The following is a 21,108-nucleotide window of genomic DNA, read 5'->3' on the forward strand; positions in this document are numbered from 1 at the left end:
AAACAACTCAAACTCGGCAGTCCAGAGCCTACGCAAAGGTCGCGCCCCTCGCGGGCGCGTGGATTGAAACCCCATGGCTGGCTGGACGCTTACGATGCTTCCTTCAGGCCGAGCGGTGCTGATACACTCTGGTTTGCATGTACACGGAACACATGCGGTCTGAATAAAGCTGGCACGAGGGCAGGATTGCCCGTCAAGGAACCCCGAGGATTTTCGGGCATCAAGGAAGAAGCATGGAGCAAAGCCATGAGCGGCAAGAAAGTTGTGCTGTTGGGGGATCTAGGTACCGACCATGAGGGTTTTCCGCCCACCCCCATAATCAATGGTTCCCCGGATGTATTCATCGACGGCAAGCCCGTCGCGCGGGTAGGTGACCAACTTGCCCCGCACTCCAAACCCAAGCATTCCCCTCATCCGCGTACTATCGCTTCCGGTTCAAGCACGGTTTTCATTAATGGGTTACCCGTTGCCACAACCGGTGGTGCGATTTCCTGTGGTGGCGTCACCATTGGCAGTAGTAGCGTGGTGGTTGGCGATACCCATGCGCCATTGCCATTCTCTGGTGTTTCGGGGGCCAATTCTCACTCTGCGCCTTTGAGCTCAGAATCCAGTACAGCAGAAACACACACAAACGGCATGCAGGCCTCCTCCGGCGCGCAGCTGCGCAGTAGCGCCTCCAGCCAGGCAGGTGGAAGAGGTGGCTCAGCCGCAACCCCTTCTCAGGCCACCAAGGCTATTGATGAGTCTGGTGCGTAAACCGCTGAAGGTTGCCACCCATTCCACGTGAAGCCTGCCACCCGGACCGGAGCAAGGCTGCCACCCATCGGAGCGTAGCGACGCGGGGTTTCTCTTCTTACTCCGAAATCTCAGTGTCCGTCAACTTTGCTTGCCGTTTTCGCATGGATTCGCCTCGGAGATTGATCTTGTAGGCGTTATGAACGAGCCGGTCCAGGATGGCGTCGGCCAGAGTGGCGTCACCGATTACACCATGCCATTCCTCGATGGGTAATTGGCTCGTGGCGATGGTGGAGCGCCTGCCATGCCGGTCTTCCAGTACCTCCAGCAAGTCTCGCCGATTTTCGGCGCTCAGCTTCATCAGTCCCCAGTCATCCAGGATCAGGACGTCGACTTTGGCCAGGTTGGTCAGGAGTTTGGCGTACTGGCCATCGCCCTTGGCAATGGTCAGCTCCCGTAGCAGCCGGGTCAGGCGCACATACTGTGCGGTGTAGCCTTCCCGGCAGGCCCTGTGTGCCAAGGCACAGGCCAACCAGGTTTTGCCAACCCCGGTGGGACCGGTGATGAGCACGTTCAGGTGCTCTTTTACCCATTGGCAGCCGGCCAGTGACTGCACCAGCCCTTTATCCAGGCCCCGTGAGTTCCGGTAATCGATGTCTTCGAGGATGGCATTGTGCCGCAGCCTGGCACGGCGCAACCGGCTGGTCATGCGCCGGTTATCTCGCTCGGTCATTTCCCGGTCCACGAGTAGCCCGAGGCGCTCCTCGAAGCTCAGATCGGTGATGTCGGGGGTGGCTGACTGATCCGCCAGGGCGGCGGCCATGCCGGTCAGCTTGAGGGCGTGGAGCTTATCCAGTGTGGGATGTTTTAGCATGTCAGATTCCTTCAGTGGTAGTAGGCAGGGCCGCGGATGTTGTCGTGTGTGTCGGGCAAGGCCAGTTCCTGTTGTTCTTCCAGAGGCTGCTGATCCAGACGGTGTTTGAGGATGGATTCGATGCTCTTGTAACGGCAACTGCCCAGCATCAGGGCACGCTGGCAGGCGGCTTCCAGCCGCGACTCACCGTAGCTCTGCCCCAGCCGTAGTATGCCCAGACAGGAGCGATAGGCCTGTTGCGGGTGCTTGCGGGCTCCGAGGGCCGTGCGGATGAGCTTCTCGGTAGCCGGGCCGGTCTTGGCCGCCCAGGCGATCAGACGTTCTGGTGACCAGTCACCAGCGTGGCGATGAGACTCAGGCATGTGAGCGGCGATGGTGGTGTGTCGTCCCTTCTGGTCGGAGCGCCGGTGACTGGCGATCCGGTTGCCCCGGTAAAAGCATTCGATGGTGTTGTGGGTAATCCGGACTTCTACCTCTTTCTTGATCAGGGTGTAGGGCACCGAGTAGTAATGTCCGTCGATGGCCACATGGTAGTCGATGTGCACCCGGGCCTTCTTCCACTCCGCGTAAACATACGGCTCTGCGGGCAATGGCTGTAGAACGGGTTTATCCAACTGCTCGAAGTGGTCGCGCCGACAGCCGGGCAACTTGCGGAAGGGCCGGCTGTTGAGTCGCTCCAGCAGCTCGCGGATGGTGGCGTTGAGTTGCCCCAGTGAGAAGTGCTGACGATGGCGCAACGCCGCCAGGATCCAGCGTTCGACGATCAGTACTCCACCTTCCACCTTGGCCTTGTCGCGGGGCTTACGGGCCCGTGTGGGGACAACGGCCACGCCATAATGGGCGGCCATGTCCTGATAGGTTGGATTTAGATCCGGCTCGTAGCGGTGAGCCTTGGTAACGCCGGAGCGGAGGTTGTCCGGATTATGTTCCCTATCCCATTATGTTCCGTTCACTTTGGAAGACCTTGAATCCATAGGGAGGATCCCGTGTAAAAGGACACATAACGACAGATGCCGTTTGGGCGCATGATTTCCTTTCCTACATCCAGAAAGGAGATTGTCATGTTAGAACATTACTTCGTTAAGCCCGATACCATCGATGCGATCCGCGCTTCCTGGATCGCGGAACCGATTGAGCAGTACGTTGCGTGGTTAGCCGGGCACGGATACAGGCCCAGGGTAATCTTGCGGCGAGTCCCACTCCTGAGGCAGTTTGGCGAGTTTGCTCGCGATCATGGTGCCACGCAGTGGAGCGAGCTTCCGACTCATGTCGAGCCTTATGTAAAGCACTGGGTAAAGGTTCACGCCAAGAACGCATACCAGGCAAAGCGATGGGTGGCTAATGATGCTCGTACACCGATCGAGCAATTGCTGTCCCTGATGTTGCCCGATTTCCGCGGAACAGGTCGGAGACGGACCAGTCAAGATCCCTTCCTGGTTCAGGCACCGGGGTTCTTTGTTTATCTGCGTGAAGAACGGGGCCTGCGCGAGCTGTCTCTCCGGCACTATGGCCATTATCTGCATAACCTGGAAGCCTACCTGGCGCGAATCAACCTGCTGCATTTGTCCGAGCTCACTCCAGCCATACTCAGTGCATTTGTGGTGGAGAGCGGTCGCCGATTGAGCCCGCATTCTATGACGGGGCTGTGCAGCTCCTTGCGAGTCTTCCTGCGCTACCTGTACCGCGAGCAGCTGATCAATCGCGATCTCGGCGCTACCGTAGAGTCCCCGCGTCGGTATCAGCTGGCCGATCTCCCGCGTTCGATCTCCTGGGACGACGTCCGGCGCATGCTAGATGTTGTTGATCGGCGCAGTGCTCTGGGCAAGCGCGACTATGCCATTCTACTTTTGCTCGTCACGTATGGACTGCGCGGCCATGAGGTGGCCGGATTGACACTGGAGAATATTGACTGGAAGAGAGAACGCCTGTTGGTGCCGCAGCGCAAGGCGGGACACACCACTGCGTACCCTCTCTCTTCAGTGGTAGGCGAAGCTATTCTCGACTACTTAAAAAATGCACGCCCACACGTCGAGGAGCGAAGGCTGTTTTTCCGGGTTCTGGCGCCCGTCCGACCTGTGACGGCGGTTACTGTGTCCAGCCGCGCGACGCACTACCTGCGCAAAGCGGGTATTAATGTCCGTCGCCCAGGTTCGCACACCTTGCGCCACACTTGCGTACAGCGATTGGTCGATGCCGAGTTCAACTTCAAGGTCATCGGCGATTACGTTGGTCATGCATCGCCAAGTTCCACCCGCATCTATACCAAGGTGGACGTGGAAACCCTGCGCATGGTGGCGCTGGGCCACGAGGAGGTGCTGCCATGACCGCCTCCTTCCACAGCGTACTGGGCAAGGATTTTTCGGCTTACTTGAGTTACAAGCGCGCGCTGGGCCGAAAATTTGATACTGAAGAGCTCGCCTTGCAATTATTCGATCGCTTTTTGGTCGAGGAACGGGTGAGTGATGCGGCGTTAGTGCAACCGGCGTTGATTGAGGCCTTTCTCGCTTCGCGGCCACGCACTCGCCCACGCAGCTATAACCACCTCTTGGGGGTGCTCCGCTGCTTTTTTGCCTGGCAGGTGGCCCAGGAGCGGCTAGCGCATTCTCCGGTTCGTGCTCACCCTCAGCCGGTGACTTCCCAGCTTAAACCCTTCCTGTTCGAACCGGCTCAGGTGGAAGACATCCTGACGTTGGCGTCACAGCTTCCGGACAATTCCCGGGCACCCTGTCGTGGCATGGTCTACCGAACAATCTTCTCGCTGATGTACGGTTTGGGCCTGCGTGTCGGCGAGATTGTGCATCTTCGGTATCGCGACGTCGATTGCCAGCGCAGCCTTCTGGTGATCGACAAGAGCAAGTTTGGCAAGACGCGTTTGGTCCCCTTTGGCCCGCGCATGGCGCAACAGATCGCTGTCTATCTACAGTTTGGCGTTGATCGGTATGGGCCATGGCAGCCGGATGATCCGGTATTTTCTTTCAGCTTTTTCCCAGAGCGCAAGCCAATGCGTATTGAGACGGTCAGTCAGACATTTCACCACTTGATACTGAAGATGGATCCGTACGTGCCACCTGGCGTACGCCAACCTCATCTGCACTGCCTGCGCCATTCCTTCGCGGTCGCAACTCTGCTCCGCTGGTATCGCACCGGCGTGGATCCCAATCAACGGCTCTTTCATCTATCAACCTTCATGGGCCATGCCGACCCGGCATCGACTGCCTGGTATCTGACCATCACCGAAGCACTGCTCCGGGAGGCGAGCCAACGGTTCGAGCGATTCGCCGATCCCCGCAGAGAGGAGGAGCTATCATGACGGATCAATTGGGGCGTCTCGTCTTTGCCTTCGTAGAGGATCACCTTAAATGCCAACGGGGGCTGCGCCCGGCCAGTATCCGAAGTTATAAGGAGAGCCTGCGCCTGTTCTTGCAATTCGCTGCAAAGGATAAGCATTGCCGGATCACCCGCTTGGAACTGGCTGATCTCACTGGCGAGCGAGTGCGCCATTTTTTGCAACACCTTGAACAGGAACGTGGTAATGGGGTTAGAACCCGAAACCAGCGCCTGGCGGCGCTGCATACCTTCTTCGAGTATCTTGCCGGCCGTGAGCCCTGCGTGCTCGGGGAAGCACAGCAAATTGCTTCCATTCCCGTCAAACGCTGGCAACCGGGCGAGACTCTGTATCTCGAACGCGACGAGATTAATGCTCTGTTCGCTGCCTTGCCCACCGACCACCCTCAGGCTCTGCGCGACCAAGCCTTGCTTCGCTTCCTTTATAACACCGGAGCACGCGTACAGGAGGTAGCGGATCTGCGCGCAACGCACCTGGAACTCGGTTCTGAGCCCCGAGTACGGCTGCATGGTAAAGGTGACAAATGGCGTACCTGTCCTTTGTGGACGCGAACGGCGGGTCTGATGCAGGACTTACTGGAGCAAAATCGGCAACGACGCCACTCCAATGACGCTGTCTTCCTAGCCCGCAACAGTGCGCCGCTGACCAGATTTGGTATCTACAAGATCGTGCGGCGTCATACCGTCAAGGTGGTGAAGAAAAGCGCAGATGGCACAGTGCGGCACATCTCACCCCATGTCTTACGCCACACGACGGCCGTGCATTTGCTTGAAGCAGGTGTCGAGGTCAACGTCATCCGCGCCTGGCTTGGACACGTCAGTTTGGAGACCACCAACCGATACGCCGAGATCACCCTCCGAATGAAAGTGGACGCGCTCCGCACCTGTGAGCCTATTTGGGATTCTCCGGCGGAGTCCCACCGAAAGCCAGTATGGCGATCCAATTCCGAGCTGCTGCAATGGCTGGAATCCCTGTGATCGTTATGTGCCCCAGTGCAAGGGGGCCTCCCTATGGTTTCAAGGTCTTCCAAAGTGAACGAAACATAATGGGATAGGGAACATAATCCGGATTATGTGCCGGGACACATAATCCGGAACCACCAGTTCCGGCACGCCGCCCAGGAACTCGAAGGCCCGGATATGGGAGCCAATCCAGTCTGGCAGCGACTGGCTCCAGGTGGCTTCGGCATAGGTGTAGTTGGACGCGCCCATAACGGCCACAAAGACTTGCGCCTCGTGGATTTCTCCAGTGGTGCGATCAATAATGGGCACGGTCTGGCCCGCATAGTCCACGAACAGCTTCTCACCGGCCCGATGGTCCTGGCGCATCACCAGATCCAGCTTGCCCCGCCAGGCCCGGTAGTGCTCGCAGAACCAGCTGTACTGATAGCCATCGGGGTTGGCTTGCCGATATTCCTGCCAGAGCAGGAACAGTGTGACGTTCTTGCCCCGGAGCTCATCGTGGATCCGCTGCCAGTCCGGAATGCCTCGGGCCTGTGCCGGCAGATCCGGTGGTGGCGGGAACAGCCGTTGCTCCAGTTGGGCCTCGTCCAAGTCCGCTGGCAACGGCCAGCTCAAACCGGCCTCAGCTGTGCGGCGCAGGTATTCGCTCACGGTCGGGCGGCTGACGCCGCAGGCCGCCGCAACCTGACGATTGCTCAGCCCTCGCTCCCACTTGAGGCGAAGGACTTCTTTGATTTTACGCATGGATAACCTCTTCGCTGGCATCTGGCCCTCTCCGGATGAAAAGGAGCAGAGTACCGTTAGTTATCCCGCGCCGGACGTTTTGATGGGGAAATCAGGCAGCCTGCCGGGGTGGCAGCTTTGCCGTGGAATCAGTGGCAGCTTTCGCGTGGAATGGGTGGCAGGCTTCGTCTGGAATCAGTGGCAACCTTGGTCTGGAATACGCAGTCTGGCAAAACCCTTCGCCTGGGGGTGTTTTTTGATGGCACTGGCAACCATCGGGGCAATGATCAGATCCTGGCGAACCGCGATGTGACGAATGTGGCGAAGTTGTATGACCTGTATCGTGACGATGGCCTTGGCAGCAACTATCGAAGAATCTACGTGAATGGACCAGGCACCATTGACGGCCAGCACACTCCGAACGGCTTTGAGGCCTCGGAGGACCTCATGGGCTTGGGGTTGGGCATTGGGCCCGAAGGTGGACATGACAGGATAGAGTTTGCGATTAGACGGATGCGAAGAGATATCTTTGCTGGGGACTATGAAGAAGTAGTCTTCGATGTATTCGGCTTCAGCCGTGGCGCGGCCCTGGCCCGACATTTTGTCAATCTGATTAATGAACAACCGGAAACAGTCCTGCTGCCCCAGTTTAAGGGCGCCTCTTTGTTTGCGCCGATGCTGGGGGTCAAATCGGTATCGGCTTTCCCTCCTGGTGTGAAGGCGCGGGTAAATTTTGTCGGCTTATTCGATACGGTGGGTAGTTTTTACCTACCTGGAGACAACGCCAACCTGGACTTTAACCTGAACCTTTCGCCCAGCAGTGCCGAACGGGTGGTGCACCTTACGGCCCATCATGAGATCCGCAAGAATTTCCCATTGAGCAGTATTATGGATGGCAACGGTAGTGGGCCATCACACTTTACGGAAATAGCCGTACCGGGTGCCCATTCCGATGTCGGCGGCGGTTATGAAAATCCGGACAAGGGCTTCGAGAATATTGAGAAGATTGTTCTGGGTATCCACTCGGGTCTTGCGGACGGAGGCCATACTCAGCGCACAGCGATTCCACAGCTTGAAGCACAGTACGCGCGCCCAGGCCGGACTGTGGTGGCGGTGCCCCAGCCAAATGGAGACATCCACGTGCAGGAGCGAAGGCGTACACGTAAGGAGCTGGCGATATACAACCTACACCGGATGCATGGATTAGCTGTGCAAGCGGAGGTTCCATTGGGTGGACTGGATCTGACTGATATCGATCATGCACTACCTTCCGCCCTCCAGTCAGCAATCGCGTCTTGGCAGTCGGCAGGAGGCTCGCTGGAAACATCCAGGGATTACCTGCATGGGTTTATCCATACTTCCCATAGTATCTACAAATTTGGGTTAGCCCGGATTTCTCATAGGTCCCCGGCAAGTCTCGCAGACTGTGCAGGTTACCGCCATTACCGCTCATTTGCGGCCGAGATTGACTAATAACCGATCAATTTCTGTTGTCCGGACACACGACCCCCTTTCCCCCATTGCATCGGGCCGGGGGAGCCCGGGCTTCTATCCCGGAACCAGTTGACGTACCAGGTCAGAGAGTTCGTCTTTGTAAGGATAGGCATCGCTCATCAACACCCGTATGCGCCGAGTGTTGCGAATGATGACCGCGCCCACCTTGATCAGTTTCAGCCGCAGGTTACTGGCGCTCATTCTCTCGAAGGGCGTCTTCTTCAAGTGGGCCCGTAATCGCTCGAACAACGTGTAGGCAAAGCCCGATAGGAGCAACCGCCACTGATTGGTCCACCACCGCGTGCTGGAGGTGCGATCTGCGAACAGACACAACTGCTGATCCTTGATCCGGTTTTCCATATCGCCACGGGCGCAGTACTGCTCGTAGTAGAGCTTGAGGCCGTCGTCATAGCGGGAACTGATCACGAAGCGAGGGTTCGAGCCAAACTCACCTTCTTCCAGGCGAGCCACCACCCAGCGAGGGTATTTCCAGGTGTGGGCCTGGTACTGGAACCGGTAGGTGGCAGAGACTTTTTCTCCCAACTCCCCGTGAGCCCTGCGAACCAGCATCGAGGGCACGTCCACCTCCTTGAGCAGCCGGCTGTTTTTGCTGATGCCCACAAGGTAATCCACGTTATTCCGGTCGCACCAGCTCAGCAATCGGGGGCGATAGAAGCCGCTGTCACCCCGGAACACGATGCGGGTATCCGGCCAGTACTGCCGGATGAACTTCACCAGCAGGGCCAGAATGGCCCAGCTGTGGCGGCTGTCGCTTCGATTGCTGGTGCGCAGGTAGCTCACCAACAGGTGACGGCCGCAGAACACGTACAGCGGGAAGTAACAATGGTGATCGTAGTAGGCGTTAAAGAACTTGCCGGGCTGGTCGCCATGCACTGGAATGTCAGTGCCATCAAAATCCAGCACAATTTCCTTGGGTGGAGTCTCGTGCTGTTCAATGAAGTGATGCCACAGCAGTTCGTGGGCGTTGATCACCGCCTGCCGGTCCACGCGCTGTTCCATCCGGCACAAGGTCGATTTGCCCGCCAGAATGGCATCTTCACCGGTTGCGGTCTGAAGTGCCTGATCAGCGCGTAGCGCCTCGTGATCGTTGAGGTCTTCGTACCCGGCAGCCACGCCAAAGACCCGCTGCCGGACCATGGTTTGAAGCTTGTGGCGAACCAGCACGGGATTACGGGCATCGTCCAGCACCGTAGCCAGGCGCTGAGTGAGCTGGTGTTGTTTGTCGACTTCGCGAAGCAGGAGCAATCCGGCATCGGAGGTGATGTGGCCACCGGAGAAATCGGCTTCAATTTGGCGGCGAGAGAGTGGCGAGAAGGTCAGTTTTTCAGGTACCATTTCGGATAGCGGCTGTTGGTGCTTAGTGAACGGTGTAAGGTCCTGAAATTATACCGCTTTCAGCCGCTTTCTTTTATCCCCTCGTGAGAAATCCGGGTTAGACCCAGAGTCCTCGGGCAAACGCTCGGTTTTCTTTAACAAGCCGAGCAAAGCCATAGAACCATCTTCGGTAGGAGTTGCAAGTGCACAGTGAAAGCGTCCTCAGGGCAACCTTTACCATCCTGTTTTCGTTCCTCGCTGTAGCTTGTTCCTCGGAGCCCCGCGAGTACGACTTTGCCGTTTCTGTTGCGGGTGGGCCGCAGGGATGGCCAGTTTGGGTAGAAGATATTTCCTTCGATGAAACGTGGAGTGCCCGTGGCGGGGCACTCCGTGGCGGTTATGATCGCGTGCCCCCCGGGGGAGCTATTGTGGGTATAAGCCCTAAACCTGCCCCCAGCACCGTGCACGCCCGCTGGTTTTCTTTCCGAACCCAAACGTTCTATGAGGTCACCTTCTCGCTACCCGAGGATCTTGATGGCAAGCTGCGCAAATGGTACCGAGACTATCCGCTTGATGACTACAACCATACTCTGATCGTTGGGTTTTCGGGTAAAGGCGAAGCACTTGCCTGGTGGGAGGCGTTCTGTAACACCTGCAATTATGATCGCAGCCACGATTTCCACACGCCACTGGCTGAAGACGTTGTCGCTGAAATTGTCGAAGGTGATCCTGGCCGCTACAACGTCAGAACTCGCGATTATGTAGAGGAAGGAATTATTCCGCCACCACCAGCCTGGCTCAGCCGTCGGGCTGATGGTGATGCAGTAAATTGAGAAGTAACTACTCAGGTTAACGGAATTGTGATTCGGGGAGGGTGAGTGCGCAATAACACGGTTCTCAGAATCGGGGTGATTATCCTGCTGTCGCTTTTAGTCACAGCCTGCTCATCGGAACCCCGAAAGTACGACTTCGCCGTGTCCGTGGCGGGAGGGCCTGAAGGGTGGCCCGTGTGGGTTGAAGAAGTAATCGTTGATCAATCCTGGAGAGTGCCGGCTGGTGGAATTGAGCACGGCTTTGATCAACATCCTCCAATGGGCGGTGTGGCCGTATTGGGTCCCAAACCGGCGCCCAGCAAAATCTATGCCCGTTGGTTTTCCCACCGGACCGAAAAGTTTTACGAGGTTACCCTATCGTTGCCGGAGGACCTAGATGACAAGTTGCGTAAGTGGTATCGGGACTACCCGCGTAATGATTATATCCATACCTTGATTGTCGGATTTTCCGGTAAGGGAGAGGCACTGGGTTGGTGGGAGGCTTTCTGTAATACCTGCAACTACGATCGCAGCAACGATTTCAGCACGCCATTGGTCGAGAATGTTAAGGGAGAAGTCGTTGACGGAGACCCTGGCCGCTACAACGTAAGAACTGGAGAGCACGTGGAGAGGGGAACCATTCCGCCGCCACCGATGTGGTTGATTCGTCAGTCAGATGGCGACGCAGGAAATTGAGAAGCAACCTCTCTATGAAGTTACCCTCTCGCTGCCCGAGGATCTTGATGACAAGTTGCGTAAGTGGTATCGAGACTACCCGCTTGAAGACAGCAACCATACTCTGATTGTTGGGTTTTCGGGTAAGGGGGAAGCTCTTGCTTGGTGGAAAGCGTTCTGCTCTACCTGCAACTATGATCGCAGCCACGATTTCCACACGCCGCTGATCGAGAACGTCCAAGCCGAAGTGGTTGAAGGGGATCCGAGCGGCTACCGATTGCAAACTCAGGAGTTGATTGATGAGGGAAGTATGCCGTCGCCGTGGTAGCCACCCATTGGCAGCACCATAGGGTTAGCTAGTGCGCGACAAAACCAATGCAGGGGCCACCCATCGGTCCCAATGAGTAAGTTTGGATGGAGAACAGGCTGCCCTTTGCCAAACAATCCACGTAGCATGCGATTTGTCGCTTCTACCCAGATACCCCCGCAAACTCCCGAACATCCTGCAAAAAACCGATCTACCTGCTCCTCCGAGGTCGACCAGGAGCACATCAGCCGGGAACAGCCGCCAATAAAGTTGTAGAGCTTCCACCCTTTCGCTCTCAGCGCAGCCTGGGTCGTTTCCGGTAAATCCACAAACACACCATTGGCTTGCCTGGGGTAACGCAGGGATACGCCGTCAATACCGCGCAATCCGTGCTCCAGCCGTTCGGCACAGGCATTGGCGTGCCTGGCATTTTTTAGCCAGGTATCGTCCGTGAGCAGTCCGCACCAGGGGGCTGAGATATAGCGCATCTTTGAGGCGAGTTGTCCCGCCTGTTTACAGCGCCATTCAAAGTCTTCGGCCAGTTTACGGTTGAAGAAAATGACCGTTTCACCCAGGGCCAGGCCATTCTTGGTGCCGGAGAAACAGAGCACGTCGACACCCGCTTTCCAGGTGATTTCAGAAGGGTGCACGTCCAGCGCCGCTACCGCGTTGGCAAAGCGCGCGCCATCCATATGAATGTTCAGGCTATGGCGGTCGGCCACTGCGCGCAGCGCACGGAGTTCTTTTGGGGAATAAAGGGTACCCACTTCCGTTGCCTGGGTGATGCTCAGGGCCTTGGGTTTGGGATAGTGAATATCGCTGCGTTTGGTGACAAGGTGTTCCACGCTTTCCGGGGTCAGCTTGCCGTTGGCACCGGTACCCAGCAACAGTTTTGCCCCGTTGGAGGCGTATTCCGGGCCGCCGCATTCATCGGTCTCGATGTGGGCCAGTTCGTGGCAGATGACACTGTGGAAGGACCGTCCGATGGACGCCAGAGCGAGCGAGTTTGCGGCTGTGCCATTGAACACGAAGTAAACGTCGCAGTCGGTATCAAATACTTCGCGTAGTTGGTCTGCCGCTTTAGCTGTCCAGCTGTCTTCGCCGTAGGCAGGTTCGTCCTTCTGATTGGCCTGCTCCATGGCGTTCCAGGCCTGGGGGCAGATACCGCTGTAATTATCGCTGGCGAATTGCTCCGAGTCTGACATTGGTTCTCCCGAAAATATTTTGGGTGAATATTCACCCATTATTGGTTTTATTGTGGGTGGTTAGCCACCCAATGTTCTTCGTCTATTTGTCTAATAAGAAACCAATCTATTGTTTTGTAAGTATTTTTACTAACTGGCCTGGCCCTTGCTGATAGCGCCCCCAGCGAGGCCGGGCAGGTCTCATCAGCACCCAACCAAGAAGATAAATCGGGAGCATTTCTTATGAAACTTCAAACCATTCTGGCGGCTGCGATCGCCTCCTCCGTTGTTGCTGGCCCTGTGATTGCCCAGGATCGTGCCGGCTGGCCTGAGAGCTTTACCGTTGGCACGGCAAGCCAGGGCGGCACCTACTTTGCCTATGGCTCCGGCTGGGCAAATTTCGTGGCGGAGAATCTGGGGGTGTCTGGTGGTGCTGAAATCACCGGTGGCCCGGTTCAGAACATGGCGCTGGTTCACACCGGAGATCTGAAGTTTGGCCTGACCACCATGGGCCCGGCCCGTGAGTCCATGGAAGGCGAGAGCCCGCTGGCCCCGGGCATGAAGATGGACAACGTGTGTGCCATGTTCCCGATGTATGAAACCCCGTTCTCCATTGCCACGCTGTCCAGCTCCGGTATCACCAGCGTCTCCGAGATTCCGGACGGCGCCACCATTGGTTTCGGGCCGGCCGGTTCCACCTCAGATACCTACTTCCCGCGCATGATGGAAACGCTGGGCGTCAAGTTCGAGCGCCGTAACGGCAGCTGGTCAGACCTCGGTGGCCAGCTTCAGGACGGTCTGATTGATGTGGTGGCCTTCGCTGCCGGTATTCCCATTCCGGCGGTCAGCCAGCTGGAAGTGCAGACCGACGTTAACGTGATTGGCATGAACGATGACGAAGCCAAGAAGATCGTCGATAACTTCCCGGTGTCTGAATTCGTGATTCCGGCCAGCACCTACCAGTCCCTGGATGCTCCGTCCCGTGTGGTCTCCATGTGGAACTTCGCCATGGTGAACTGCGATATGCCGGAAAGCTTTGTGTATGAAATCACCAAGCTGACCATGGAGAACAACGACAAGATGGTGTCGATCCATAAGGCAGCGCGCAACTCCGTCCCCGAGAACTACACCAAGAACAAGGTACTGCCCTGGCATCCGGGTGCAGCACGCTGGTTCAACGAGAACGGCTATCCCATCGAAGACGCAGCCATCAAGCAGTAATGAACCTGGCCGAAGGGTCGCCTGATGACCCTTCGGCATCCGGTCGATACCGATTCACCGCCTCTCAGACAGGCAGGACTTATCATGACCAAAGAACAATCCCATGCCGGCGGCGAAACGCAGTTGGCAGAAAACCTGACGGTCAATGAAGACCATGTATTGGCCCACAATGTGGATGAAGAACCGGTAGAGGCGAACCGTCGCCTGTACACCGGTATTTTGCTGAAGTTCGTGGTGTTGCTGGCGATTGCCTATTCGGCGTTTCACCTCTACACCCTGAACGTGTCGCCCATGGAAACCTGGTCCTTTCGTATTGTGCACGTGGCCGGTGCCCTGGTGTTGGGCTTTATCCTGTTTGCCGGTGCCCGCTTCGTTTCCGGTGAAGAAGGTGCCGCACGGCATCGCTGGACCACCTGGTTTGCGGCGGTGGCACTGATTCCAGCGCTCTATGCGCTGTACCAGACTTACGCGTTTCACCAGATGATTCTGGGTGGCACCCTGCGTATTCCCGCGGAACTGGAAACCTGGCATTTTGGCTGGCCGCTGCTGGCGGCTTCCGGTGTGGGTATTGTCATGAGCTGGTTCCACCAGCGCGACCGTGCCCGGTTCAGCGTGCCGGATCTGGTTCTCATTATCTGCTCCGTTGCGGTTGCTGCCTACCTGCTGGTGGTGTTCAACACCTCCATGCGGATGACCACCGGCACAGCGTTCGCCCCCGTGGGTATCTCTTTCGCCGCCGTGGCCGGTACCGCGCTGATTATGGAGCTTACCCGCCGGGTAGCCGGTATGGCTCTGGTGGTGATTGCGCTGGTGTTTCTGGCCTACGTCTTCGCCGGCCCCTACCTTCCGGGCTTTCTGGGGTATCCCGGGTTGTCGGTTCAGCGCTTCTTCAGCCAGGTGTATACCGATGCCGGTATTCTCGGGCCGACCACGGCAGTGTCTTCCACCTACATTATTTTGTTCATTATCTTTGCCGCGTTTCTGCAGGCGTCGAAGGTAGGTGACTACTTTGTGAATTTCGCCTTTGCAGCGGCTGGCCGGTCCCGGGGTGGTCCCGCCAAAGTCTCCATTTTCGCCTCTGGCCTGATGGGTATGATCAACGGCACCAGTGCCGGGAACGTGGTATCCACTGGTTCCCTGACCATCCCCTTGATGAAGCGGGTTGGCTACAGCAAGGAATCCGCCGGCGCGGTTGAAGCAGCAGCGTCTACGGGCGGGCAGATCATGCCGCCGATCATGGGTGCGGGTGCCTTCATCATGGCGGAGATTACCGGTATTCCCTATACCGAAATTGCCATTGCGGCGATCATTCCGGCGATTCTGTACTTCGCCTCGGTCTACTTCATGGTCGATTTCGAGGCCAAGAAGCTGGGAATGCGCGGCATGCGAGAAGACGAGCTGCCCAATTTGCGCCTGATGCTGCGCCAGGTATACCTGTTTGTGCCCATCATTATTCTCATCGTGGCGTTGTTCCAGGGCTACTCGGTGATCCGTGCCGGTACTCTGGCCACGATTTCTGCGGCGGTGGTCAGCTGGATTTCCCCCAACAAGATGGGCCTGCGGCAGATTCTGCATGCATTTGAGATAGCGGCCTATATGTCGATTCAGATCATCGTGGTCTGTGCGGCCGCCGGTGTCATTGTGGGTGTGATCTCACTCACCGGCGTTGGCGCCCGGTTCTCGGTGCTGTTGCTGGATGTGGCGGCCCACAGCCATCTGCTGGCCCTGGTGTTTGCCATGTTTATTTCCATTCTGCTGGGCATGGGCATGCCGACCACTGCAGCTTATGCCGTTGCAGCTTCGGTCGTGGCCCCGGGTCTGGTGCAGTTGGGGATTGAACCGCTGACGGCGCACTTCTTTGTATTCTACTTTGCCGTGGTCTCGGCCATCACGCCGCCTGTGGCACTGGCGTCTTATGCGGCGGCGGGTATTTCCGGTGCCAACGCCATGTCCACATCGGTCGCGTCATTCCGGATCGGCATTGCGGCGTTCATCGTGCCCTTCATGTTCTTCTACAACAGTGCGTTGTTGATGGAAGGAGGGTGGTTCGAAATCGGACGCGCGCTGATTACCGCTACCTTTGGCGTGTACCTGCTGTCTGCCGGTGTGCTGGGTTGGTTCGCACGGTCGTCCGCCCCGGTTCTGGTACGGCTGTTACTGGTGGCCGCGGCCCTGCTGACCATCGAGGGTGGTTTGTGGACGGATCTGGCGGGTATCGCGCTGGCGGTAATCGCCATGCTCATCCAGCGCAAGCGTGCGCCGGCTCTGGCCGCAGCCTGATATGGCCAGTACCCGGAGGACAACCTGCCGCTGAGCAGGTTGTCCTGCCGGTCCGGGGGCGCTAGGCTTGGCCGAAGCCCCTCTTTGATGTTTCGGAACTGAATTCCATGCTCCAGCGCTTCAGCGTCGTTGTGATTCTGGTTGTCATCATGCTGCTGTCCTGGCTTCTGGGCGGTTGGTACGGTTATCGCCAGCTGGAGCAGGAGGCCCTGCAAGAGGCTTTCCGGTACCGACAACTGGTTGCGAACGAGCTGAACCGGTATCTGCCGGTTCCTGCTCTTATCGCCGAACACCCCCTGTTAGCCGATGCACTCAAGCAACCGAATGATGCTGTGACCCTGCATCGGGCAAACGAGCAGATGCAAAGAATGGCGACCATTGTCGGCGGCTCAGATATCTACCTGATGGATTTGTCTGGTTTGACGATTGCGGCCAACAATTTCGGCCAGCCGGACACCTTCGTCGGCAATAATTACGCGTTTCGCCCCTACTTTTCTGAAGCCGTGCAAACCGGAGATTCAGTGGCCTATTTCGCACTGGGTATACGGTCCCTGGAGCGTGGTCTGTACTTCACTCATCCGGTGCGCGATCAGCGGGGCAAAATGCTCGGGGTCGTAGCCATCAAGATATTGGTCCATGAGCTGGAGTCGCAGTGGCACCGGCCAGAATCGACCCAGCAGGCGCAAATGGTGGTGCTGGATGGCGACGGCATCAGTTTTCTGTCCAGTCGCAGCCAGTGGTTGTATCGGGACTTTCGGCCAGGTGACAAGGCCGAAAAAACCGCCCGCGTGCGGCAGCGATACCCCGAGCGGGATTTAGAGCCTGTTGACTTCTCTGTCACTGGCAAGCCGTGGGGGCTGGCGGATTATTCCACACGGATTCAGTTACGGGACAGCAACAGTGCTGGCACGTACCTGACCGTCGAGGTGGACCTGCCCAGGCTGGACTGGAGCCTGATGGTACTGACCGAGACACGATCATTGCTCTGGACCCGCGCCGGTTTCCTGGTCAGCGGGCTGGCCTTGTTCCTGGCCGGGTTCCTTACCTGGTTGTATCTCCGCGAACGATACCGGCGGGAACGTGAACTGGCCTTGAGGGGAGAGCAGTTGGAGCGTCGCGTTGCTCAGCGGACAGCCGATCTTAAACGTTCCAATGATCAACTGCTGGAAGAGATACAGGAGCGGGAGAGAGCCCAGACGGAGTTGCGTGAAACCCAGCAAGAGCTCATCCAGGCGGCCAAGCTAGCGGTGCTCGGACAAATGTCGGCGGGTCTGAACCACGAGATCAATCAGCCCCTGACCGCTATCCAGGGTTATGCCCGCAACAGTCGGAAGTTTCTGGAGCGGGGCGCCACCGATATGGTGGATGCCAACCTGGGGGAAATTGTTGCCCTGTGCGACAAGATGGCGGAGCTCATCCGACAGTTTAAGGTGTTCGCGAGAAAATCCGAGGGCCCCCCGTCGGTGGTTGATCTCAGATTGGCGGTGGATGGAGCCCTCAAGATTATTCGTGCCCAGCACAGCAGTAGCGGCATTGCCATCGATTGGCATCGCCCGGAGCAGCCGGTCATGTGCCACGGCGATCTGATCCGGATCGAGCAGGTGATGGTCAATCTGGTGGCGAACGCGGTTCAGGCGGTTGAAGGCCCTGACGAGCCGTTGATCGAGATCATGATTGATGAGAAAGAGGGGAACTGGCGTTGCCGGGTTCGAGACAATGGGCATGGCCTTCCCGGTAACACAGAGAAGGTGTTCGAACCGTTTTTTACCACCCGCTCCGTCAAACAGGGGTTGGGCCTGGGGCTTTCCATTTCCCGTCAGATCGTTGAAGCTCTGGGCGGAAACCTGGTCGGCCACAATCGTGACGATGGTCCGGGGGCCGAGTTCGTTCTCAAATTGAAACAGCGTAGGGCAGAGGAATGACAACCGCTTCAGTCATTTTTGTCGATGACGACCCGGATATCCGGCCACTGATGGAACAGACCCTGGAGCTGGAGGATATCCCGGTGGCCTGTTTTGCGGATGGTGCGTCAGCCTTGCAGGAGGTTCATCCGGATTTCGAAGGCATCGTCCTGTGTGATTACAACATGCCGGGCATGGACGGCCTGGGTGTGTTGCAGCGCATCCGGCAGATTGATGAAGATATTCCGGTCATACTGCTGACTGGTCAGGGCGATATCAGCACGGCGGTATCGGCCATGCAGCAGGGTGCCTACGATTTCATCGAGAAACCGTTTGATCACGAGGAGTTGATTGAACTTCTGCGGCATGCTCTTGAAAAACGGCATCTGGCGCTTGAGAACCGACGGTTGAAAGCTCAGCTCCGACACCTCGCCCGCCCCGGCCCCCGGATGCTGGGCGATTCGCCGGCTATGCAACGAGTGATGGCGACCATTGATCCGGTATTGGATATCTCCGCAAACGTGCTCCTGCATGGTGAGACGGGGTCCGGTAAGGACGCGCTGGCCAGATATATCCATGAAAACAGTCCACGCAGCAGACACAATTTTGTTGCGATCAATTGCGGCGCTGTGCCCGAGAATCTGATCGAAAGCGAGCTGTTCGGGCACGAGGCCGGCGCCTTCACAGGTGCTGACAAACGACGTATAGGCAAGATAGAACACGCTCATCGGGGAACCCTGTTCCTGGATGAGCTGGAGAGTATGCCCATGCCGTTGCAGATTAAGCTGCTCCGGGTTCTCGAGGAGCAACGGGTTGAGCGGCTTGGCAGCAACCAGGTCGTGGACGTGGATGTGCGTATTATCGCCGCCACCAAATCCGATCTGAAAGAACTGAGTGACAAGGGAGAATTCCGGTCCGACCTTTATTACCGACTAAATGTGGTGAAAGTGGATATTCCGCCGTTGCGGGAGCGGAAGGAAGACATCCCCAAACTGTTCCATCACTTTGTGCTGATTGCTGCCGCTCGCTATGACCGCGAGAGTGTGCCTTTGGACGCCCGCCAGGCAGCCCGGCTGATGCAGCATTCCTGGCCGGGAAACGTGCGTGAGCTGCGTAACCTGGCTGAACGTTATGTCCTGTTGGGGCCAGCAGCACTGGCAGAAGGTGACTCGGCAAGCGGCCCCAGTATCGCCAGCCGGCAAACGCTGTCGGAGATGATGGACGGCTTTGAACGCTCCGCCATTGTCAGCGCGCTGAACGCCTGCCATGGCAGCATCAAGGACACTATGGTCCAGCTCGGCATTGCCCGCAAGACGCTGTATGACAAAATGAAGAAACACGGGCTGGACAAAGCCGAGTTCAAAGACTGACCGTTACAAAAGATAACGCCCTGGTTGCACCGGTTTTACAAACTACGAGGTTTCCTCGATAAATCTGTCGTGTGTTTCTCTGTAGGATTGCTAATCTTTTTTTAGCGGACTTCTCCGACAGCCATTCCAACCACGGAAAACACACCAAATGAAGAATTTGACCATCCAGGCGAGGGTGCTGTTGCTGGCACTGGTGCCGGTTATTGTTCTGACTGCATTGCTGACCACCTACAACCTGAATCAGGCCCGCTCGATCGGGGAGCAGGCGGTTGCCAGCTTCTCGGAAGACATGGAGGCCAGCAAGCGCCAGGAACTGCGCAACTATCTGGAACTGGCAAAAACTTCCATCCAGCACCTCTATGAGCAGCCGGGCTCGGCCAATGATCCTGAGGTCCAGCAGCAGGCCTGGGATATCTTGCGGCAATTGCGTTTTGACGACTCCGGCAGCGAGGGCTATCTGTTCGCCTATACCACGGAAGGTGTCTCGGTAATGCACGGCGTCAATCCCACCCTGGAAGGCCGTAACCTCTGGGGTTTTCAGGACCCGAACGGCACCTACCTGATCCGGGAGCTGATTCAGGCTGCTCGCAACGGTGGCGGCTATGTACCCTATGGCTGGAAACACCCGGAAACCGGCAACGTAGCCCCCAAGCTGGGTTACGCCGAAATGCTGCCGAAATGGGGCGTGATGATTGGCACCGGATTCTGGATTGACGGCCTGGAATCTCAGGTTGCTTCCATGGAACAGCGGGTCGGAGATTCCTTGGGTGAGGCGATCATTGGCTCGGTGACCACCTCCCTGATTGCCCTGGCCATTATTGTGTTCCTGGCCCTGGTGGTGGTTCGCGGCATCATCCGCCCGTTGAAGTCGGCGGTGACGGCGATGAATGGCATTGCCAGTGGCGATGGGGATCTTACCCGTCGGCTGGAGGTCTCGGGCCGGGATGAGCTGTCACAGCTGGCCACGGCGTTCAACAGCTTTGCGGATCAGGTCCATGGGCTGGTCCGGCAGGTACGCCAGTCGGCCGAGACATTGAATGATACCACTGGCGAGCTGAACGAAGTCATGGTGGAGGCCGAGCAGGGTGTTGAGCGCCAGAAATCGGAAAGTGACCAGGTGGCCACCGCCATGAACGAGATGACAGCCGCCGCGCAGGAAGTGGCCGGTAATGCCAGTGAGGCGTCGGATTCGGCTGGCCACGCCACCGCTCAGGTAACCGATGCCCAGGGGCTGGTGTACCAGGCCATCGAAGTGATTGGCGGGCTCTCCAAACAGGTGGAAGAAGGTGTCCAGGTCATTGAAAAACTAGGCACGGATTCCCGCCAGATCGACAGTGTGCTGGAAGTTATTCGGGAGATTGCCGACCAGACCAACCTGTTGGCCCTGAATGCCGCCATCGAGGCGGCCCGCGCCGGTGAAGCCGGCCGTGGCTTTGCCGTGGTTGCCGACGAGGTACGCACTCTGGCCAGCCGGACCCAGCAGAGCACTCAGGAGATTCAGGCGACCATCGAGCGGCTGCAGAAAGGTGCCCAGCAGGCGGTAACGCTGATTGGCGCCATCAGCGAGCGCAGCGAGGAAACGGTGGAAGAAACCCGACAGGTGAACGAGGCACTGCAGCGTATATCCCAGGCAGTGAATACGATTACCGATATGAACACGCAGATTGCCAGTGCCGCCGAAGAGCAGACCAGCGTGTCGGAAACCATCAACCAGAATGTCCACGAAATCGTGGCAATCTCAGAGCAGACTGCCCAGGGTACCCGTCGCGCCGGCGAAGCGACCCAGCGCCTCAAGGCGTTGGCCGGTGACCTGACTGACGAGGTCAGCCGCTACCGGGTCTGAGAAGAGTTACATACTTCGTTAAAAGGCGCAGTCACTTAAGTGGTCT

At 57.5% G+C, this 21,108-nt stretch carries 15 protein-coding genes, 3 pseudogenes and 1 CRISPR repeat array (1 of these 19 running past the window's edge); of the genes and pseudogenes, 13 read left to right on the top strand and 5 right to left on the bottom strand.

The features are described from left to right. Positions 1–70: direct repeats of the CRISPR family, unit length 32 nt; unit sequence GTCGCGCCCCTCGCGGGCGCGTGGATTGAAAC (it extends 2,746 nt beyond the left edge of the window). Positions 71–246: 176 nt separating this feature from the next. Beyond that, complete coding sequence (locus ASQ50_RS21530) at positions 247–756, top strand: type VI secretion system PAAR protein (protein ID WP_227513194.1); 510 nt, start codon at positions 247–249, stop codon at positions 754–756. Positions 757–853: 97 nt separating this feature from the next. Here the strand turns inward: ASQ50_RS21530 and istB are convergent, their stop codons facing one another. Beyond that, positions 854–1,609, bottom strand: a complete 756-nt coding sequence (istB, locus tag ASQ50_RS16250) for an IS21-like element ISSpu5 family helper ATPase IstB (RefSeq protein WP_058092926.1) — start codon at positions 1,607–1,609, stop codon at positions 854–856. A gap of 11 nt (positions 1,610–1,620) precedes the next feature. Beyond that, positions 1,621–2,529, bottom strand: a pseudogene (locus ASQ50_RS16255) (Mu transposase domain-containing protein); the annotation flags it as partial. 141 nt (positions 2,530–2,670) lie between these two features. Between ASQ50_RS16255 and ASQ50_RS16260 the strand changes: the two are divergent. From ASQ50_RS16260 to ASQ50_RS16270, 3 genes are read left to right on the top strand one after another with little or no spacing between them, the layout of a single operon-like run. After that, a complete protein-coding gene (locus tag ASQ50_RS16260) occupies positions 2,671–3,933 on the top strand; it encodes a site-specific integrase (protein ID WP_068351350.1) in 1,263 nt (420 codons plus the stop codon). Beyond that, on the top strand, positions 3,930–4,919 hold the full coding sequence (locus ASQ50_RS16265; protein ID WP_058092802.1) for a tyrosine-type recombinase/integrase: 990 nt from the start codon (positions 3,930–3,932) through the stop codon (positions 4,917–4,919). The genes ASQ50_RS16260 and ASQ50_RS16265 overlap by 4 nt, the downstream gene beginning before the upstream one ends. After that, positions 4,916–5,932 carry a tyrosine-type recombinase/integrase gene (locus ASQ50_RS16270; RefSeq protein ID WP_058092803.1) on the top strand — a complete coding sequence of 339 codons (1,017 nt, stop codon included), beginning with the start codon at positions 4,916–4,918 and terminating at the stop codon, positions 5,930–5,932. Before ASQ50_RS16265 ends, ASQ50_RS16270 begins: the two co-directional genes overlap by 4 nt. Before the next feature lie 111 nt (positions 5,933–6,043). On the opposite strand, the pseudogene istA reads toward ASQ50_RS16270, so the two are convergent. Further along, positions 6,044–6,682: pseudogene (gene istA, locus ASQ50_RS16275) on the bottom strand (IS21 family transposase); the annotation flags it as partial. A 96-nt stretch (positions 6,683–6,778) separates the two neighbouring features. On the opposite strand from istA, the gene ASQ50_RS16280 reads away from it, so the two are divergent. After that, positions 6,779–8,113: a T6SS phospholipase effector Tle1-like catalytic domain-containing protein gene (locus ASQ50_RS16280; RefSeq protein ID WP_076657239.1), complete on the top strand. Its 1,335-nt coding sequence runs from the start codon at positions 6,779–6,781 to the stop codon at positions 8,111–8,113. A 75-nt stretch (positions 8,114–8,188) separates the two neighbouring features. On the opposite strand, the gene ASQ50_RS16285 is transcribed toward ASQ50_RS16280, so the two are convergent. Next, on the bottom strand, positions 8,189–9,490 hold the full coding sequence (locus tag ASQ50_RS16285) for an IS1380 family transposase (protein ID WP_068351333.1): 1,302 nt from the start codon (positions 9,488–9,490) through the stop codon (positions 8,189–8,191). 182 nt (positions 9,491–9,672) lie between these two features. Here ASQ50_RS16285 and ASQ50_RS16290 point away from each other — a divergent pair, with 182 nt between their 5' ends. The 3 genes from ASQ50_RS16290 to ASQ50_RS16300 are packed head-to-tail and all read left to right on the top strand — an operon-like array spanning position 9,673 to position 11,284. Further along, positions 9,673–10,302 carry a DUF2931 family protein gene (locus ASQ50_RS16290; protein ID WP_058091743.1) on the top strand — a complete coding sequence of 210 codons (630 nt, stop codon included), beginning with the start codon at positions 9,673–9,675 and terminating at the stop codon, positions 10,300–10,302. Positions 10,303–10,347: 45 nt separating this feature from the next. Continuing rightward, on the top strand, positions 10,348–10,977 hold the full coding sequence (locus tag ASQ50_RS16295; RefSeq protein ID WP_058091744.1) for a DUF2931 family protein: 630 nt from the start codon (positions 10,348–10,350) through the stop codon (positions 10,975–10,977). After that, on the top strand, positions 10,958–11,284 hold the full coding sequence (locus tag ASQ50_RS16300; protein WP_058091745.1) for a hypothetical protein: 327 nt from the start codon (positions 10,958–10,960) through the stop codon (positions 11,282–11,284). Before ASQ50_RS16295 ends, ASQ50_RS16300 begins: the two co-directional genes overlap by 20 nt. A 191-nt stretch (positions 11,285–11,475) precedes the next feature. Here ASQ50_RS16300 and ASQ50_RS16305 read toward each other — a convergent pair. Beyond that, positions 11,476–12,468, bottom strand: a pseudogene (locus ASQ50_RS16305) (threonine aldolase family protein); the annotation flags it as partial. Between the two features lie 222 nt (positions 12,469–12,690). On the opposite strand from ASQ50_RS16305, the gene ASQ50_RS16310 reads away from it, so the two are divergent. The 5 genes from ASQ50_RS16310 (at position 12,691) to ASQ50_RS16330 (ending at position 21,062) form a co-directional block, all read left to right on the top strand. Then, the gene (locus ASQ50_RS16310) at positions 12,691–13,668 is read left to right on the top strand and encodes a TAXI family TRAP transporter solute-binding subunit (RefSeq protein WP_058091746.1); all 978 of its coding nucleotides are present in this window, start codon (positions 12,691–12,693) and stop codon (positions 13,666–13,668) included. 84 nt (positions 13,669–13,752) lie between these two features. After that, positions 13,753–15,948 carry a TRAP transporter permease gene (locus ASQ50_RS16315; protein ID WP_058091747.1) on the top strand — a complete coding sequence of 732 codons (2,196 nt, stop codon included), beginning with the start codon at positions 13,753–13,755 and terminating at the stop codon, positions 15,946–15,948. 107 nt (positions 15,949–16,055) lie between these two features. Next, positions 16,056–17,870, top strand: coding sequence for a sensor histidine kinase (locus tag ASQ50_RS16320; RefSeq protein ID WP_058091748.1), 1,815 nt, complete (start codon positions 16,056–16,058; stop codon positions 17,868–17,870). Next, positions 17,867–19,219 (top strand): sigma-54-dependent transcriptional regulator, encoded by a 1,353-nt coding sequence (locus tag ASQ50_RS16325; protein WP_058091749.1) that lies wholly within the window; start codon positions 17,867–17,869, stop codon positions 19,217–19,219. Before ASQ50_RS16320 ends, ASQ50_RS16325 begins: the two co-directional genes overlap by 4 nt. Before the next feature lie 148 nt (positions 19,220–19,367). Continuing rightward, a complete protein-coding gene (locus ASQ50_RS16330; RefSeq protein WP_058091750.1) occupies positions 19,368–21,062 on the top strand; it encodes a methyl-accepting chemotaxis protein in 1,695 nt (564 codons plus the stop codon). The last annotated feature ends 46 nt before the right edge of the window (positions 21,063–21,108 follow it).

Origin of the sequence: Marinobacter sp. LQ44, assembly GCF_001447155.2 — a bacterium.
Classification (GTDB): domain Bacteria; phylum Pseudomonadota; class Gammaproteobacteria; order Pseudomonadales; family Oleiphilaceae; genus Marinobacter.

Coding starts and splice junctions, on each gene's coding strand:
- ASQ50_RS21530 (WP_227513194.1), top strand. CDS start 247: ATGAGCGGCAAGAAAGTTGTGCTGTTGGGGGATCTAGGTACCGACCAT.
- istB (WP_058092926.1), bottom strand. CDS start 1,609: ATGCTAAAACATCCCACACTGGATAAGCTCCACGCCCTCAAGCTGACC.
- ASQ50_RS16260 (WP_068351350.1), top strand. CDS start 2,671: ATGTTAGAACATTACTTCGTTAAGCCCGATACCATCGATGCGATCCGC.
- ASQ50_RS16265 (WP_058092802.1), top strand. CDS start 3,930: ATGACCGCCTCCTTCCACAGCGTACTGGGCAAGGATTTTTCGGCTTAC.
- ASQ50_RS16270 (WP_058092803.1), top strand. CDS start 4,916: ATGACGGATCAATTGGGGCGTCTCGTCTTTGCCTTCGTAGAGGATCAC.
- ASQ50_RS16285 (WP_068351333.1), bottom strand. CDS start 9,490: ATGGTACCTGAAAAACTGACCTTCTCGCCACTCTCTCGCCGCCAAATT.
- ASQ50_RS16300 (WP_058091745.1), top strand. CDS start 10,958: ATGGCGACGCAGGAAATTGAGAAGCAACCTCTCTATGAAGTTACCCTC.
- ASQ50_RS16310 (WP_058091746.1), top strand. CDS start 12,691: ATGAAACTTCAAACCATTCTGGCGGCTGCGATCGCCTCCTCCGTTGTT.
- ASQ50_RS16315 (WP_058091747.1), top strand. CDS start 13,753: ATGACCAAAGAACAATCCCATGCCGGCGGCGAAACGCAGTTGGCAGAA.
- ASQ50_RS16320 (WP_058091748.1), top strand. CDS start 16,056: ATGCTCCAGCGCTTCAGCGTCGTTGTGATTCTGGTTGTCATCATGCTG.
- ASQ50_RS16325 (WP_058091749.1), top strand. CDS start 17,867: ATGACAACCGCTTCAGTCATTTTTGTCGATGACGACCCGGATATCCGG.
- ASQ50_RS16330 (WP_058091750.1), top strand. CDS start 19,368: ATGAAGAATTTGACCATCCAGGCGAGGGTGCTGTTGCTGGCACTGGTG.